This window comes from Cryobacterium sp. Hh38 (assembly GCF_004403235.1).
Taxonomy (GTDB): Bacteria; Actinomycetota; Actinomycetes; order Actinomycetales; family Microbacteriaceae; genus Cryobacterium; species Cryobacterium levicorallinum.
In genome coordinates this window covers 1-14,887 of sequence record NZ_SOHD01000023.1, presented here as the reverse complement: position 1 = coordinate 14,887, position 14,887 = coordinate 1, and the positions used below count along the sequence as shown (strand labels likewise).

The window sequence follows — 14,887 nt, the reverse complement described above, 5'->3', positions numbered from 1 at the left end:
GGTACTCATGAGCTATCTCCCCAAAGACGAATTAGAGCCCGACAAGGGCGGGCGCAAACCGCCGTCGATGAACCGCATCGCGATCTGGGTGATCGTCGGCGGCGTCGGCGTGTATTTTCTCGGCAGCGGAATCTACGGCATCCTGACCAAGTAGGGGCTTCACCAGCCTTTACGCGTAGTCTGGGGGTGTGATTGAGAACTTCTGGGGTAACGCGCTCTTTTCGGTCGTGCCCACCATTGCGCTTGGCCTCATCTTCTGGATGCTGATGCGCTCAATCCTGCGCGCCGACCGCACCGAACGTAAGGTGTACGCCCAAATCGAAGCCGAAGAACGCGCCCGGCTCGGTCTCGACAAACCGACCACCTAAGTACCAATGTTCGGCATCGACGGCCTGACCATCACCGTTCTGCTGGCCCTGATCGTCGACTTTTCCGTGCGCGTCGTGGCCATCATCGTGGTCCCTCGCAACCGCCGCCCGATGTCGGGCATGGCCTGGTTGCTGACCATTTTCTTCATCCCGTACCTCGGCGTGCTGCTCTTTCTGCTGATCGGCTACCGCACCCTGCCGAAGAAGCGCCGATTGATGCAGGATGAGATCAACCAGTTCATCCAGGGCAGCACCGAGGGCATGGAGCTCGTGCGCCGCGACCACCCGTGGCCCAGCTGGCTAGAATCGGTCGTTGAACTCAACCGCAACCTCGGGGCGATGCCGCTCGTCGGCGACAACACCGCGAGCCTGATCAACGACTATCAGCTGTCGTTCGACACGATGATTGCCGACATCGACCTGGCCAAGAAATACGTGCACGTCGAGTTCTACATTCTCTCGCTCGACCACACCACCGCGCCGTTCTTCGACGCCCTCGAGCGGGCGCACCGGCGCGGGGTCAGCGTGCGCGTGCTAATGGACCATATCCAATCAATGCGCAAGCCGGGTTTTCGCCAGACCAAGAAACGGCTGACGGATGCCGGTATCGACTGGGAACTCATGCTTCCGGTGCAGCCGTTCAAGGGTAAATGGCAGCGACCCGACCTGCGCAACCACCGCAAGCTGCTCATCGTCGACGGCCTGGTCGGCTTCATGGGGTCGCAGAACATCATCGACCGCACCTACAACATGCGTAAGAACATTCGTCGGGGTCTGAAGTGGAAAGACTTCATGACCCGGCTGGAAGGCCCGATCGTGTCGGGGCTCAACGCCATCTTCATTACCGACTGGTACAGCGAAACCAATGAGCTGCTCACTCGTGACATTGAGCCGGTGCATCCGCGGCCGGTGACCGATGCCCTCGACTGCCAGGTCGTGCCGAGCGGCCCGGGGTTCAAGGGTGAGAACAACCTGCGCCTGTTTCTCGCGTTGCTCTACTACGCGCAGGACCGCATCATCATCACGAGCCCGTACTTCGTGCCGGACGAATCGATCATGTACGCCATCACGACCGCCGTGCAGCGAGGGCTTCGCGTTGAGCTGTTCGTCTCGGAGATCGGCGACCAGGCCGTGGTTTATCACGCCCAGCGCTCGTACTATGAGGAATTGCTGACCGCCGGCGTGCACATCTACATGTACAAGGCGCCGTACATTCTGCACGCCAAGCACTTCACGATCGACGAGGAGGTCGCCGTCGTCGGCTCGAGCAATATGGACCAGCGCTCCTTCAGCCTCAACATGGAGGTCTCGCTCATGGTGCGCGGCCGGTCGTTCGTGCGCAACCTCCGGGCGATGGAGGATGAGAACCGTTTGAACAGTCGCGAGTTGACCCTCGAGGAGTGGCGCAAGCAGCCGCTGCGCTCTACCATCCTCGACAACCTCGCCCGGCTCACTTCCGCCGTGCAGTAGCGCCCGGTCAAGCGGATGCTGCGCGCGGGCCCAGCGCGCAGCATCCGTCACGCTGCGCGTATCACGCCTACGGCGAACAAACGCCCGCGGGCGGCGCAGGCTGGTTATTCTCGATGTAACGGCACCAACTGCCCTGGCGCCAAGGGAGCGATCATATGTTTGAGAGATTTACCGACCGAGCTCGTCGCGTCGTCGTTTTGGCCCAGGAAGAGGCCAAGATGCTCAACCACAACTACATCGGCACCGAGCACATTCTGCTCGGGCTGATTCACGAGGGTGAAGGCGTCGCCGCGAAGGCTCTGGAGAGCCTCGGCATCTCGCTGGATGCCGTGCGCGAGCAGGTACAAGACATCATTGGCCAGGGGCAGCAGCAGCCCACCGGCCACATTCCCTTCACGCCGCGGGCGAAGAAGGTTCTCGAGCTGAGCCTGCGCGAAGCGCTGCAGCTCGGCCACAACTACATCGGCACGGAGCACATCCTGCTCGGCCTCATTCGCGAGGGCGAGGGCGTTGCCGCCCAGGTTCTCGTCAAGCTCGGCGCCGACCTCAACCGCGTGCGCCAGCAGGTCATCCAGCTCCTCTCCGGTTACCAGGGCAAGGAGCAGGTCGCGGTCGGCGCCAACGAGCAGGCGGCCAACACGGCCGGCAGCCAGGTGCTCGACCAGTTCGGCCGCAACCTCACCCAGATGGCCCGCGACAACAAACTCGACCCGGTCATCGGGCGCGAGAAAGAAATCGAGCGGGTCATGCAGATCCTCTCGCGTCGCACCAAGAACAACCCCGTGCTGATCGGTGAGCCCGGCGTCGGCAAGACCGCCGTCGTCGAGGGGCTCGCCCAAGCGATCGTCAAGGGCGATGTGCCCGAGACACTCAAGGACAAGCAGCTCTACTCGCTCGACCTCGGCTCGCTCATCGCCGGCAGCCGCTACCGCGGTGACTTCGAAGAGCGCCTGAAAAAGGTCACCAAGGAGATCCGCACCCGCGGCGACATTATCGTCTTCATCGACGAGATCCACACCCTGGTTGGTGCGGGTGCCGCCGAGGGCGCCATCGATGCCGCATCCATTCTCAAGCCGTTGCTGGCCCGTGGTGAGCTGCAGACCATCGGCGCGACCACCCTCGACGAGTACCGCAAGCACTTCGAGAAGGATGCCGCCCTCGAGCGCCGCTTCCAGTCCATCCAGGTGAACGAGCCGTCGCTGCCGCACACCATCAATATCCTCAAGGGACTGCGCGACCGCTATGAAGCGCACCACAAGGTATCCATCACCGACGGTGCCCTCGTAGCCGCGGCGAACCTCGCCGACCGCTACGTCTCCGACCGGTTCCTGCCCGACAAAGCCATCGACCTGATCGACGAGGCTGGCGCTCGCCTGCGCCTGTCAATCCTGTCGAGCCCGCCGGAGCTGCGGGAATTCGACGAGAAAATCGCCGTGGTTCGTGCCGCCAAGGAACTCGCCATTGAGGAGCAGGACTTCGAGAAGGCCGCCGGCCTGCGCGACGAGGAGAAGAACCTCCTCGGCGAGCGTCTGCGCCTGGAGAAGAAGTGGAAGTCCGGCGACGTCAAGACCACCGCGGTGGTCGACGAAGGCCTGATCGCCGAGGTTCTGGCCCAGGCCACCGGCATTCCGGTGTTCAAGCTCACCGAGGAAGAGTCCTCGCGGCTCGTCTTCATGGAAAAGGCACTGCACCAGCGCGTCATCGGTCAGGAAGAGGCCATCTCGGCGCTCGCCAAGACCATCCGTCGTACCCGTGCCGGCCTGAAGGACCCGAAGCGTCCCTCCGGATCCTTCGTCTTCGCCGGTCCCACCGGTGTCGGCAAGACCGAGCTCGCCAAGGCGCTCGCCGAGTTCTTGTTCGACGACGAGGCCGCCATGATCTCGCTCGACATGAGTGAGTACGGCGAGAAGCACACCGTGTCGCGACTGTTCGGTGCGCCTCCCGGATTCGTCGGCTTCGAAGAGGGTGGCCAGCTCACCGAGAAGGTGCGGCGCAAGCCGTTCTCCGTGGTGCTGTTCGACGAGATCGAAAAGGCTCACCCTGACATCTTCAACTCCCTGCTCCAGATTCTGGAAGAGGGCCGGTTGACGGATGGTCAGGGTCGCGTCGTCGACTTCAAGAACACCGTCATCATCATGACTACCAACCTCGGCACCAAGGACATCTCGGGCGGACCGGTCGGCTTCCAACTGGAAGGCGACACCACCACCGGGTACGAGCGCATGGCCGGCAAGGTCAAGGACGAGCTGAAGAAGCACTTCAAGCCCGAGTTCCTCAACCGCGTGGACGAGATCATCGTGTTCCCGCAGCTGACCAAGCCCGAGCTGCTGCAGATCGTCGACCTGTTCATCAAACGTCTCGGCGTGCGTCTGCTCGACCGCGACATGACCGTCGAAGTCGCCCTTGCGGCCAAGGAACACCTGATCGAGGTCGGATTCGACCCGACGCTCGGTGCTCGTCCGCTGCGCCGCGCCATCCAGCGCGAGGTGGAGGACCGCCTGTCGGAGAAGATCCTTCAGGGCGAGCTCAACGCCGGAGACCACGTGCACGTGGACTTCGTCGAGGGCAAGCTCGTCTTCACCACGACGACCCGGGCAGATTCGGTCGGCGTCGGAGTGAACACCGCAGCCGCCGTCGGCACCGGTCCGGCCACCCCCGACTTGGCGATCACGAGCGACTAGGTTTCACCCCGCGCTAGTTCAGCGGCAGAAGGCCCGGCAGATTCGTCTGCCGGGCCTTTTCCGTTCCCCCAGCACCGGCTGGCGCGCATAACTCCTGCAATTTCTGTGGCTTCCAGCCAACTTCCGCGTCTTTCCGGGGGTGGCCGGCCGGGGCCGCCACAATTTGCAGGAGTTATGCGCGGGGAGAGGGCGGCTGGACGGGGCATCCGTTCTGGTGGGGGCGAAAAGTGGGGGCCAATTCAGAAGGGACGGGGGCGGCGGGCGGCGGCGGCGGCGGAATCCCGCGGCACGATCCCTAGACTGGTGGTTTGATCCTGATTTAGCCACGAGAGGGGCCGATAGGCGTGACCGTATTGCAGCAGAGGGAGCCGGAACAACCCGAACTGGAGTATTCGGTGCGCCGCGCCCGCACCAGTGACGTTCCCGGCATTGAAGCGCTGGTCGAACCGCTCGTGCAGCAGCGCATCCTGCTCGGCAAGGACCGCGTCGTGTTCTACGAGGCGGTGCAGGAATTTCGGGTGGCCGTTGACTCCTCAGGGAAGCTGATCGGCTGCGGCGCCCTGCACGTCATGTGGGAAGACCTTGGCGAGGTGCGCACCCTTGCCGTCGACGCAAACTGGCTCGGCCACGGCGTCGGCTACACTATGATGCAACGCCTCGAAGCGGATGCCCGCGACCTCGGCTTGAGCCGACTGTTCTGCCTGACGTTCGAGGTGGGCTTCTTCACCCGCAACGGCTTCAGCGACATGGGTACCGAAACCGTCGATCCGGCCATCTACGCCGAGCTCGTGCGGTCTCCCGATGAGGGCGTCGCGGAGTTTCTCGACCTGGCACGGGTGAAGCCGAACACACTCGGCAACACCCGCATGGTGAAGCGCCTGACTCGTTCCTGAACCGGCGGAATTCTGCGTGACCGGCTCGATCGCGGCTATCTGTGCTGCGGGGCGCCGATTTCTGCTGCGCATACGAGCGAAATGCGCGGAGTTCACCCCCCGGACACCGCCCGTCACTAGGCTGCGAACTATTGCACCGGCCGGAACCACTCCACGGGGAGCAAGACCCTGGGTGCAATGAGACGACCATCGTTCAATGAATGAGGAGATCCATGTCATCCGCCGTTCGCAGCCGTTCGAGGCTGGTTTTCGCCACACTTCTGGGGGTAAGCCTCGCGGCCGCTCCGATCATTGCCATACCGGCCAGCGCCAACACCGCCGGCACCGGAGTCGTCATCAACGAGGCCTACCTGAACGGGGGCAGCTCGGGTGCGACCTACCTGAACAAGTTCGTCGAGCTGTACAACCCGACCAACGCCGACGTCTCGCTCGACGGCACGTCGATTCAGTATCGCGCGTCGGGCTCGACGTCGAATCCGACCTCGGTCCTCGCTTTGACCGGCACCATCGCCGCCGGAGGCTACTACCTCGTACAGGGCGGCTCGAACGCGACAAATGGCGCGTCGCTCCCAGAAGCGGATGCCGCCTCCGGCATCTCCTTTGCCGCCGGCTCCGGCACGATCTTCTTCGCCAACCAGTCCGCAGCGCTGTCTGCGCCCGCCATCGGCTCGCTCACCGGGCAGCCCGAGATACTCGACCTGATCGGTTACGGCAGCTCGAACACCTACGAGGGAACGGCCGCAGCCAACGCATCCGTCACCACCTCGGTGAACCGCACGAACTTCATTGACACCGATGTCAACGCCGCCGACTTCAGCTCGGCCACTCCAACGCCGACAAACACGGCGGGCGAGACCGGCAGCCCGGTCGACCCAGAACCCGACCCTGACCCAACCCCGGTGCCCGCCGAGCTGACTGCGATCAACGCGATCCAGGGAACGACCGATACGAGCCCGCTGGCCGGAACGGTCGTCAAGACGTCCGGCGTCGTGACGGCCGCCTACCCGACTGGCGGCTTCAACGGCTTCTACCTGCAGACCTCAGGGACCGGCGGCGATATCGACTTCGCCAGCCACACCGCTTCGCACGGCGTCTTCGCGTACTCCAACTCGGCCACCGCCGACGTGAAGATCGGCGACCACGTGCAGGTCGTCGGAACCGTCGTGGAGTTCTTCGGCCTGACCGAGGTCACCTTCAGCACCGTTGACGATGTCACCCAGCTCGCGGGCACCGACGTAGCCTTGCCGACACCGGTCACGGTGTCGCTGCCGACCAGCGAGGCGCAGCGGGAAACCCTCGAGGGCATGCTCATCGCGCCCCAGGGTGATTACACCGTCACCAACAACTACACAACCAACCAGTACGCCGAGATCGGCCTCGCCGCCGGAACGACGCCGCTGGTGAACCCGACCGTGACAGCACTGCCCGGCTCGGCCGAGTACACGGCGGCCATCGCGGCCAACGCCGCACGCGCCGTGACCCTCGACGACGGTGCGAGCACGAACTACCTCTCCAACACCAACCAGGGAACCCCAGTTCCGTACCTCACTGTCGCTGACCCGCTGCGCATCGGTGCGGCCGTGACCTTCACCAAGCCCGTGATCTTGGACTACCGCAACTCCGCGTGGAAATTCCAGCCCACCACGGCGCTCACCGCGGCAAACGCCGCCACGGTCCAGCCGGCCACGTTCGCCAATACCCGCACGGAGGCTCCCGAAGACGTGGGAGGGGACATCCGTCTGGCAAGCTTCAACGTCTTGAACTACTTCTCCACCGTCGGTGATTCCCTCGTTGGCTGCTCGTACTACAGCGACCGGGCCGGGAACCCGATAACCGTGCGCAGCGGATGCGACGCCCGCGGCGCCGCAAACACTGTCAACTTCGAACGCCAGCAGGCGAAGATCGTCGCGGCCATCAACGCCCTCGACGCCGACGTTGTCTCGCTCGAGGAGATCGAGAACTCGGCAGCCTTCGGCAAGGACCGCGACGACGCCCTCGCCAACCTGGTGAACGCGCTGAACGCAGCGGTCGGCAGCACGGCCTGGGCCTTCGCGGCCTCGCCCACCGAGCTCCCCGCCAACGAAGACGTCATCCGCACCGCTTTCATCTACAAGGTCGGTACGGTCGAAACCGTGGGTGGGTCCAAAATTCTCACCGGTTCCGCCGCGTTCAGCAATGCCCGCCAGCCGCTCGCCCAGGCGTTCCAGCTGGTCGGCGACACAAACAGCTCGTTCCTTGCCATCGTCAACCACTTCAAGTCGAAGGGCTCCGGAACCGGGGTCGACGCCGACATGAATGACGGCCAGGGGGCCTCGAACGCTTCCCGGGTGAACCAGGCCACGGCCCTCGTGGCCTTCGCCGCCGATCTCACGGCCAGCACCGGTATCGACCGGGTGTTCCTCACGGGCGATTTCAACGCCTACGACCTGGAAGACCCGATCAGGGTTATCACCGACGCCGGGTACATTAACCAGGGCGCCAAGACCGGCGAATACAGCTATGCCTTCGGTGGCACGGTCGGCTCGCTCGACCACGTGTTCGCTTCGCCAGAAGCGGATGCCACGGTCAACGACGTCGACATTTGGAACATCAACTCCGTTGAATCGGTGGCCCTGGAGTACAGCCGGTACAACAACAACGTGACCGACTTCTACATTGCCGACGCGTACCGCTCCTCCGATCATGACCCGGTCGTGCTCGGACTCAACCTCGTCGCGCCCACGTCGGTGGAGCTCAACCTGCTGAACATCAATGACTTCCACGGACGCATCGACGCCAACACCGTCAAGTTCGCGGGAACCATCGAGCAGCTGCGGGCCGAGTACGGCGACGCGAATTCGCTGTTCCTCTCGGACGGCGACAATATCGGTGCCTCGCTGTTCGCATCGGCATCGCAGAACGATCAGCCGACGATCGACGTGCTGAACGCCCTCGATCTGGCCGCCTCTGGCGTGGGCAACCACGAATTCGATCAGGGCTTCGCTGACCTCGGGGCAAGAGTGGCCGATGCTGCCAACTTCGACTACCTCGGAGCCAACGTCTACAACGCGGGCACGGAAACGCCCGCGATGCAGGAATACGCCCTCATTGATGTTACCGGCGTGATGGTTGGCGTTATCGGCGCGGTGACGGAAGAGACCCCCTCCCTCGTCTCGCCGAACGGTATCGCGAGCCTCAGCTTTGGGGACCCTGTTGCCGCAGTCAACCGCGTTGCCGCGCAGCTCACCGACGGCGACCCCGCCAACGGCGAAGCGGATGTCCTGATCGCCGAGTACCACGAGGGTGCCGGCGCCGGAATTCCGGATGGCGCCACGCTCGAGCAGGAACTCGCCGCCGGCGGGGCCTTCGCGAGCATCGTGAATGACACTTCGGCCGAGGTCGACGCGATCTTCACGGGGCACACTCACAAGCAGTACGCCTGGGACGCCCAGGTTCCCGGCGCGGCCGATGGCGTCACGCGCCCGGTGCTGCAGACGGGCAGCTACGGCGAGAACATCGGTCAGGTTGTGCTCAGCTATGACGTGGCCTCCGGTGACACGACCACGGTGAAGAACCGCAACGTGGCCCGCTCGACCGTTGCCGATGCCGACCTCGTGGCCGCGTACCCGCGCGTCGCCGAGGTTCAGGCCATCACCAACGCCGCGTTGGCCGAGGCCGCGATTCAGGGCAACGTGCCCGTGGGTTCGGTCACCGCCGACATCACCCGGGCGTGCCTCGGTGGAGTCGCGCCGTGCGCCGAAAACCGGATGGCGCCATCCACTCTGGGGACGCTCGTGGCCAACTCGCTGCGCGCGTCGCTGGCCGACCCCACCATCGGCGGTGCCGAGATCGGCGTCGTCAACCCCGGTGGAATGCGTGCCGACCTCTCGCTGTCTCCTGACGGCGTGGTGACCTACGCCGAGGCGAACGCGGTGCTGCCGTTCCTGAACAATCTCTGGACGACGAGCCTGACCGGCGCACAGTTCAAGACCGTTCTCGAGCAGCAGTGGCAGACCAACGCCGATGGCACGATTCCGAGCCGGCCGTTCCTGCAACTCGGCTTGAGCGACAACGTGAACTACACCTTCGACGCGTCACGAGATGCCGGAAGCCGCATCACGGGCATCTGGATCGACGGTGCCCAGATCGACCCGGCGCAGTCCTACCGCATCGGTTCGTTCAACTTCCTGCTCACCGGTGGCGACAACTTCCGAGAGTTCACGAAGGGAACGGATACCCGCGACTCGGGACTCGTCGACCGCGACGCCTGGATCTCTTACATTCAGGCCAACAGCCCGCTGTCCCCGTCGTTCAAGGCCAGCCAGGCTTCGATCACCGGCGCCCCCACGGCCGCGGTCAGCCCGGGTGACACGATCACCTTCACGGTCGGCAGCCTCAATCTCACCTCGCTCGGCGCCCCGAAAAACACCCAGCTCACGCTGAGCTGGTCGGGCACCGACGTCGGTACGGCATCCGTTGATTCGACGGGCGCAGCCATCGTCACCGTCACGGTGCCGGCCGATGCCGTCGCGAGCAGTGTCCTCGAGATGACCGCGGTTGAATCGGGCACGATTGCACGCCTCGCCGTTGCGGTAACCGTGAGCACCGAACCGGGAGATGCGCCGACCGCAGCCCCAGCGAAGGATCTCACCAAAAAGCTGCGGAACGCGATCGACACCGACCGGAACTCCTATCGGGCCGGTGACACGGTCGCTGTCGAGGTTGGTGCCTCGCACGCCGGCGAGTACGTGTCGGTGTGGGCCTACGACAAGAAGAAGGCCGCCAACCTCGGCGGCTGGTTGCTCGTCAGCGCAGAGGGCACGGTGAGTGTCACACTCGCTGACGGCCTCAAGCACGGCAAGTACAGCGTGTCCGCGCAGAACGCTGACGGTGACGTAATCGGCTGGACCAACGTCACGGTCAACCACTCCAAGAAGGCACCGAAGCCGCCGAAACCAGGGCACCGCTAAGCCATGGTTTGTGCCGGGGCCCGCTCGCACCGTTTCGGTTGCGGGCGGGCCCCGGCCTGTTCCGGCGGCAATTGCTGCCGACACGCACGCCATTACCGCCTTCTGGCGTCGAACATCAATAACCTTGGGGCATGTCGACGATCAAGCAACCGGTCGGCCGCCAGTCCAGCAAGGTGTACCGGCGCCGGCGATTCGTAGTGGGGCTCGGTCTGCTCGCCGTGCTCGTGATCCTCTTTCTCATCATCGTGCAACCGGGGGTGAGCAAGGGCGACGCAGACTCCCCGAAAACGCCCGCCGCGGCCACGACCGAGTCGGCCACGGCGACGGATGCCGCCACCGTCATTCCCGAGACGGGCACCGCCGTCGATGGCTCGGCCTGCGACCCGTCAGCGGTGCAGGTTGCGGCCATCACCGACGCCACGAATTATGCGGCCGACGTGCTGCCGCAGCTGTCGCTGAGCCTGACCAACATCGGCACCACGGACTGCGTGATCAACGCCGGCAACAAGCAGCAGGTGTTCACCGTGATGAGTGGTGAAGACGTCTACTGGACCTCGACCGACTGTCAGACCAACCCGATCGACGCCGAGGTGACGCTCAAGCCCGGCGTGGTCATGCCGCTCGCAACCCCGATCAGCTGGGATCGCACCCGCTCGGCCGTTGACACCTGCCAGACCGAGTCCCGCACCGCAGTTCCGGCCGGCGGGGCGTCGTACTACCTGTACGTGACCGTGGACGGTATCGAAGCGGCCGACCCGGCCTTGATGATTCTGAACTAGGGCTGGCTGCTCAATCTGACGCCCCGCCCGGTGGTGCCGAACACTATTTCCCGTTGAACTGGGGAGAGTGCGCGGGTGAGGGGTAGCCTGTTGCTCTTCCGGGGCCGGTTTTAGAGCGACTTGAGACCCCTCACGGAGGCGGGTCTGGCTGGGGCCTCGGCTCGAGCGCGCGTTCGCTCGTGGCATGCGCTGCCGGCTGGGCGTGTACGGCCGCGCCTGATTGAATGAATGGGTGACCGATACGACTGCCAACACCCGTTCCGAGGCGCTCGCCGCCGCACTGGCGGCGCAAGACGTCGTCGCCGTCGCCTATGCGCTGCGCAACGATTACATGATCGTGCCGCAACTCGTCGTCAACGGGGAGGCGGCGCAGGTGCGGGTCTTCGGCCGCGAAGGCTCCGACAAGCGGATGCTGCTGCTCTTCTCGGCCGCCGAAAACTACGTGCGCGTGGTACCCGACGACCCGAACCCGCAGGTCATGGTCTGCGACGGGCAGTGGCTGCGGGAATTTCTCACCGTGCACGCCGCGACCCTGGAGATGGTGTTCTTCGACATCGCCGGGCCGAACGTGATGCAGGCAGCTCCTGCCGATCTGCTCAAGGCGCTGAGCCCCGAACTTGGCCAGGGCGACGCCGACTGAGTCCTCGCCCGGGCTGCTTAGAGCAACTGCCCGATAGATCGCCGGGTCCAGGCGCAGGCTCGGCGCGCCGGTCAGTGCGCCGAGCGTGCATCCTCTTTTCGGGAAAGCGCTTAGCTGCGGCCGAATATAGGGCGGGGTGGCGGCGGAGTCTAGAACGCCCGATCGAGTTCGGCGTCGCGGGGGCTGCGGCTGGTTCCGAGCGCGAGAGCAACCGCCGCGTGGATCGACCCACAGGCGGCGTCGATCTGGGTGGTGAACCCGAGGCGCACGGCCTCGTTCACGCGCTGCTTCGACATGAGTGCCCCGCGCACTTCGCCGGCCAGGCTGATCTCACCGAAGGCGACCACGTTGTGGGCCACGGCAAGCCCGGTGAAGGCCGACGCGATGGCCAGCGCAATCGCGAGGTCGGCGGCCGGTTCGGTCAGACGGATTCCGCCGACCGTCGACACGTAGACATCTTTGGCGGAGAGTTTCATGCCGGCGCGCTCCTGCAGCACCGCGAGCAACATGGCCACACGGGCTGCGTCCACACCGCTCGTGACGCGGCGCGGGTTCGGTGCCTGGGTGTCGGTGACGAGCGCCTGCACCTCGACCGGCATTGCCCGACGGCCTTCGAGGGCGACGGTGACGCAGGTGCCGTCGACCGGTTCAGTGGCCCGGCTTAGGAACAGCCCGCTCGGGTCGGGCACCTCGGCGATGCCGTCGCCGGTCATCTCGAAGCAGCCGACCTCGTCGGTGGGCCCGAATCGGTTCTTGAGCGCGCGAATGAACCGCAGCGAGGTCTGCCGGTCGCCCTCGAACTGGCAGACCACGTCGACCAGGTGCTCCAGCACCCGCGGGCCCGCAATCGAGCCGTCCTTGGTGACGTGGCCGACGAGCAGCACCGGCAGGTTGCGATCTTTGGCCACGCGAATGAGAGTGGATGCAACCTCCCGCACCTGACTGGGCATGCCCGGCGAGCCGTCGGAGAGCGCACTCGACACCGTCTGCACCGAGTCGATGATGATCAGGTCGGGCTTCACAGCGTCGATCTGCCCGAGGATGACGCCGAGGTCAGTTTCGGCCGCGATAAAGAGCTCGGGTTCGAGCGCATTGGTGCGTTCGGCGCGCAGTCGCACCTGGCTCACCGACTCTTCAGCGCTGACATAGAGCACGCGGCTCTTGGCAGCCGCCGCCTTCGACGCGACCTCGAGCAGCAGCGTGGACTTGCCGACGCCGGGCTCACCGCTGAGCAGAATCACCGAGCCGGGCACGATGCCGCCGCCGAGCACCCGGTCGAACTCGTTGATTCCGGTCGGCCAGTGAGCGGCGGCATCCGTTTCAACGTGGGTGATGGGTCGGGCGATACCATCGCCGACGAGCGTGATGGCCTTGAGCTTGCGGGTGATGCCAGCGGTCTGGCCGGCATCGACGACGGTGCCCCACTGCTGGCATTCGCCGCAGCGGCCCGCCCATTTCAGGGTGGTCCAGCCGCATTCGGAGCAGCGGAAAGAGGAGACGGATTTTGCCATGTTTCGAGCCTAGCCGGGGCCACCGACAGTCGACTCTGCGCGCGGTTCCGGCGCTAGTCGGCGTCCTCCGACACCTGATTGACCGCCGAGAACCGGTGGGCGACATCGGCGCTGATCGCCGGCAGGAACGCCTCGGCCCAGGAGCGGTAGCCGCGGTCGTTGGGGTGGAACAGATCCCGGGCTACGTGGGTCAGAATGCTGCGAAAGCCGGCCCGCTTCGTCGTTGCGTGCAGCGGAACCACGGTCAGCTCGTGCTCGTCGGCGATCCGGCGAATGATCTCGTTGGCCGCGGCGACCTTGACCTCGTTGTGTGGCAGGTGAAAGCAGGGCAGGTCGGCGACGAGGGCGTGCGGCGGCAGTGCGGCGAACACGGTTCGGATGCCGGCTTCAAACGCCGCCGGGTTCCATGCGGCGATATCGTTGGCGCCGATCGCGACCGTAACCAGGTCGGCCTCCAGCCTGGCGAAGCGGGGAAGCTGATCGCGCACGGCCAATGCCACGGTCGCGCCGGAGACGCTGAGATTCACAACGCGTACCGTCTGGCCGGTCGCCAGGCGCACATGATCGGCGAGCACGCCGACGTAGCTCTTGCTTGGGCTCGACGCCCCGATTCCCTGGGCGGCACTGTCGCCGATCGCGACGTAGAGCAGCTCGCCCGACTGCTTCGCGTGGTCGCGCCACCAGGCCGAGTGCACCGGCAGGGTCTCGTTGAGAATGGCCTTCTGCTGTTCCAGGTCGCGGCGCCACAAAGTCGTGGCCAGCACGACGCCGCCGGCAAAAACGGCGGCTGTGGTAGCAATAGCAGAGCGGATGCGTAGGGTCGGTGAGGTCACCCGCTGAGGGTACTCCGCGGCATCCGTGTGTCTGCTGCATGTTTGCCGATTCGCGTCGAACCTCAGTCTCTACTAGAATCAACGGCGGTACCGTGTCCGAGCGGCCGAAGGTGCGACTCTCGAAAAGTCGTGTGGGGGAGACTCCACCGTGGGTTCAAATCCCACCGGTACCGCCACGAAAAACCCCCTACATCCCAGTGTTTCACTGGGGAGTAGGGGGTTCAGTTTTGCCCAAATGGCCGTTTGCCCACACGGTGCCCGACGTGCGGCTTAACGGGGTCTTCGAGATGAGTGCGCCCGGATTGGGTAGTCGCTACGCCCGTTACCGTAGCGACTACCCAATCCGGGCGCGGGCACCGTGATGCGGCGTGACACAGGGACATCGTCGCGGTCAGTGACCCGGCCGTCGATTTCGTCGTCCATTCCGCGCAGAGCGGCGAACCCTCCGTTTCATGTCGCCACACACTACAGCTCGAACGCTCGCTGACCAGTGTCTTCAAGAGCATGACGGCCTCCAGAAGTTCTGGAACCTTGCTGTTCCATTGCTGAGTTTCTTAGTGCTACGGAACAACTGCATCCCATTCATAAGGCATGGAACGCCTTTATTCCATTGAGGTCGATATGCTCATCAATGACCTGGTCGAGCTCATCCGCCTTCGCCGCCCTCTCTGTCAACCTTGGATAAGGCACCGGGATCGTCCCGAATAGTGTCGTAGAGGGCGGGGAAGGAGTTCCCCTTGACGAACGCAGGAATGACAGGAGT

At 64.7% G+C, this 14,887-nt stretch carries 11 protein-coding genes and 1 tRNA gene; 9 read left to right on the top strand and 3 right to left on the bottom strand.

The genetic code is table 11. The features are described from left to right. The first annotated feature begins 7 nt into the window (after positions 1–7). The 8 genes from E3T41_RS17870 (at position 8) to E3T41_RS07770 (ending at position 11,780) form a co-directional block, all read left to right on the top strand. Complete coding sequence (locus E3T41_RS17870) at positions 8–154, top strand: hypothetical protein (protein WP_166788352.1); 147 nt, start codon at positions 8–10, stop codon at positions 152–154. A gap of 34 nt (positions 155–188) precedes the next feature. Next, positions 189–368: a hypothetical protein gene (locus E3T41_RS07800; protein WP_092451794.1), complete on the top strand. Its 180-nt coding sequence runs from the start codon at positions 189–191 to the stop codon at positions 366–368. Between the two features lie 6 nt (positions 369–374). Further along, positions 375–1,838, top strand: coding sequence for a cardiolipin synthase (cls, locus tag E3T41_RS07795; RefSeq protein WP_134478001.1), 1,464 nt, complete (start codon positions 375–377; stop codon positions 1,836–1,838). A gap of 155 nt (positions 1,839–1,993) precedes the next feature. Then, positions 1,994–4,519 carry an ATP-dependent Clp protease ATP-binding subunit gene (locus tag E3T41_RS07790; protein WP_104132294.1) on the top strand — a complete coding sequence of 842 codons (2,526 nt, stop codon included), beginning with the start codon at positions 1,994–1,996 and terminating at the stop codon, positions 4,517–4,519. Between the two features lie 344 nt (positions 4,520–4,863). Next, positions 4,864–5,412, top strand: a complete 549-nt coding sequence (locus tag E3T41_RS07785) for an amino-acid N-acetyltransferase (protein WP_233195194.1) — start codon at positions 4,864–4,866, stop codon at positions 5,410–5,412. A 212-nt stretch (positions 5,413–5,624) separates the two neighbouring features. Next, entirely contained in the window at positions 5,625–10,361 is a 4,737-nt protein-coding gene (locus tag E3T41_RS07780; RefSeq protein ID WP_134477999.1) for an ExeM/NucH family extracellular endonuclease, read from the top strand. Between the two features lie 131 nt (positions 10,362–10,492). Continuing rightward, on the top strand, positions 10,493–11,140 hold the full coding sequence (locus E3T41_RS07775) for a hypothetical protein (RefSeq protein WP_134477997.1): 648 nt from the start codon (positions 10,493–10,495) through the stop codon (positions 11,138–11,140). Between the two features lie 232 nt (positions 11,141–11,372). Beyond that, positions 11,373–11,780, top strand: a complete 408-nt coding sequence (locus E3T41_RS07770) for a dehydrogenase (RefSeq protein ID WP_241991082.1) — start codon at positions 11,373–11,375, stop codon at positions 11,778–11,780. A 149-nt stretch (positions 11,781–11,929) separates the two neighbouring features. Here the strand turns inward: E3T41_RS07770 and radA are convergent, their stop codons facing one another. Next, complete coding sequence (radA, locus tag E3T41_RS07765; RefSeq protein WP_092451806.1) at positions 11,930–13,291, bottom strand: DNA repair protein RadA; 1,362 nt, start codon at positions 13,289–13,291, stop codon at positions 11,930–11,932. 53 nt (positions 13,292–13,344) lie between these two features. Next, the gene (locus E3T41_RS07760; protein ID WP_092451808.1) at positions 13,345–14,124 is read right to left on the bottom strand and encodes an SGNH/GDSL hydrolase family protein; all 780 of its coding nucleotides are present in this window, start codon (positions 14,122–14,124) and stop codon (positions 13,345–13,347) included. Positions 14,125–14,210: 86 nt separating this feature from the next. Between E3T41_RS07760 and E3T41_RS07755 the strand changes: the two genes are divergently transcribed. Then, positions 14,211–14,300 (top strand) — tRNA-Ser (locus E3T41_RS07755). A gap of 406 nt (positions 14,301–14,706) precedes the next feature. Here the strand turns inward: E3T41_RS07755 and E3T41_RS18270 are convergent. After that, positions 14,707–14,887, bottom strand: a 181-nt coding sequence (locus tag E3T41_RS18270; protein ID WP_206751408.1) for a hypothetical protein, incomplete at its 5' end; no start/stop codon positions are given.

Excerpts from the sequence above, each read along its gene's own strand:
- E3T41_RS17870 (WP_166788352.1), top strand. The coding sequence starts at position 8 with ATGAGCTATCTCCCCAAAGACGAATTAGAGCCCGACAAGGGCGGGCGC.
- cls (WP_134478001.1), top strand. The coding sequence starts at position 375 with ATGTTCGGCATCGACGGCCTGACCATCACCGTTCTGCTGGCCCTGATC.
- E3T41_RS07790 (WP_104132294.1), top strand. The coding sequence starts at position 1,994 with ATGTTTGAGAGATTTACCGACCGAGCTCGTCGCGTCGTCGTTTTGGCC.
- E3T41_RS07780 (WP_134477999.1), top strand. The coding sequence starts at position 5,625 with ATGTCATCCGCCGTTCGCAGCCGTTCGAGGCTGGTTTTCGCCACACTT.
- E3T41_RS07775 (WP_134477997.1), top strand. The coding sequence starts at position 10,493 with ATGTCGACGATCAAGCAACCGGTCGGCCGCCAGTCCAGCAAGGTGTAC.
- radA (WP_092451806.1), bottom strand. The coding sequence starts at position 13,291 with ATGGCAAAATCCGTCTCCTCTTTCCGCTGCTCCGAATGCGGCTGGACC.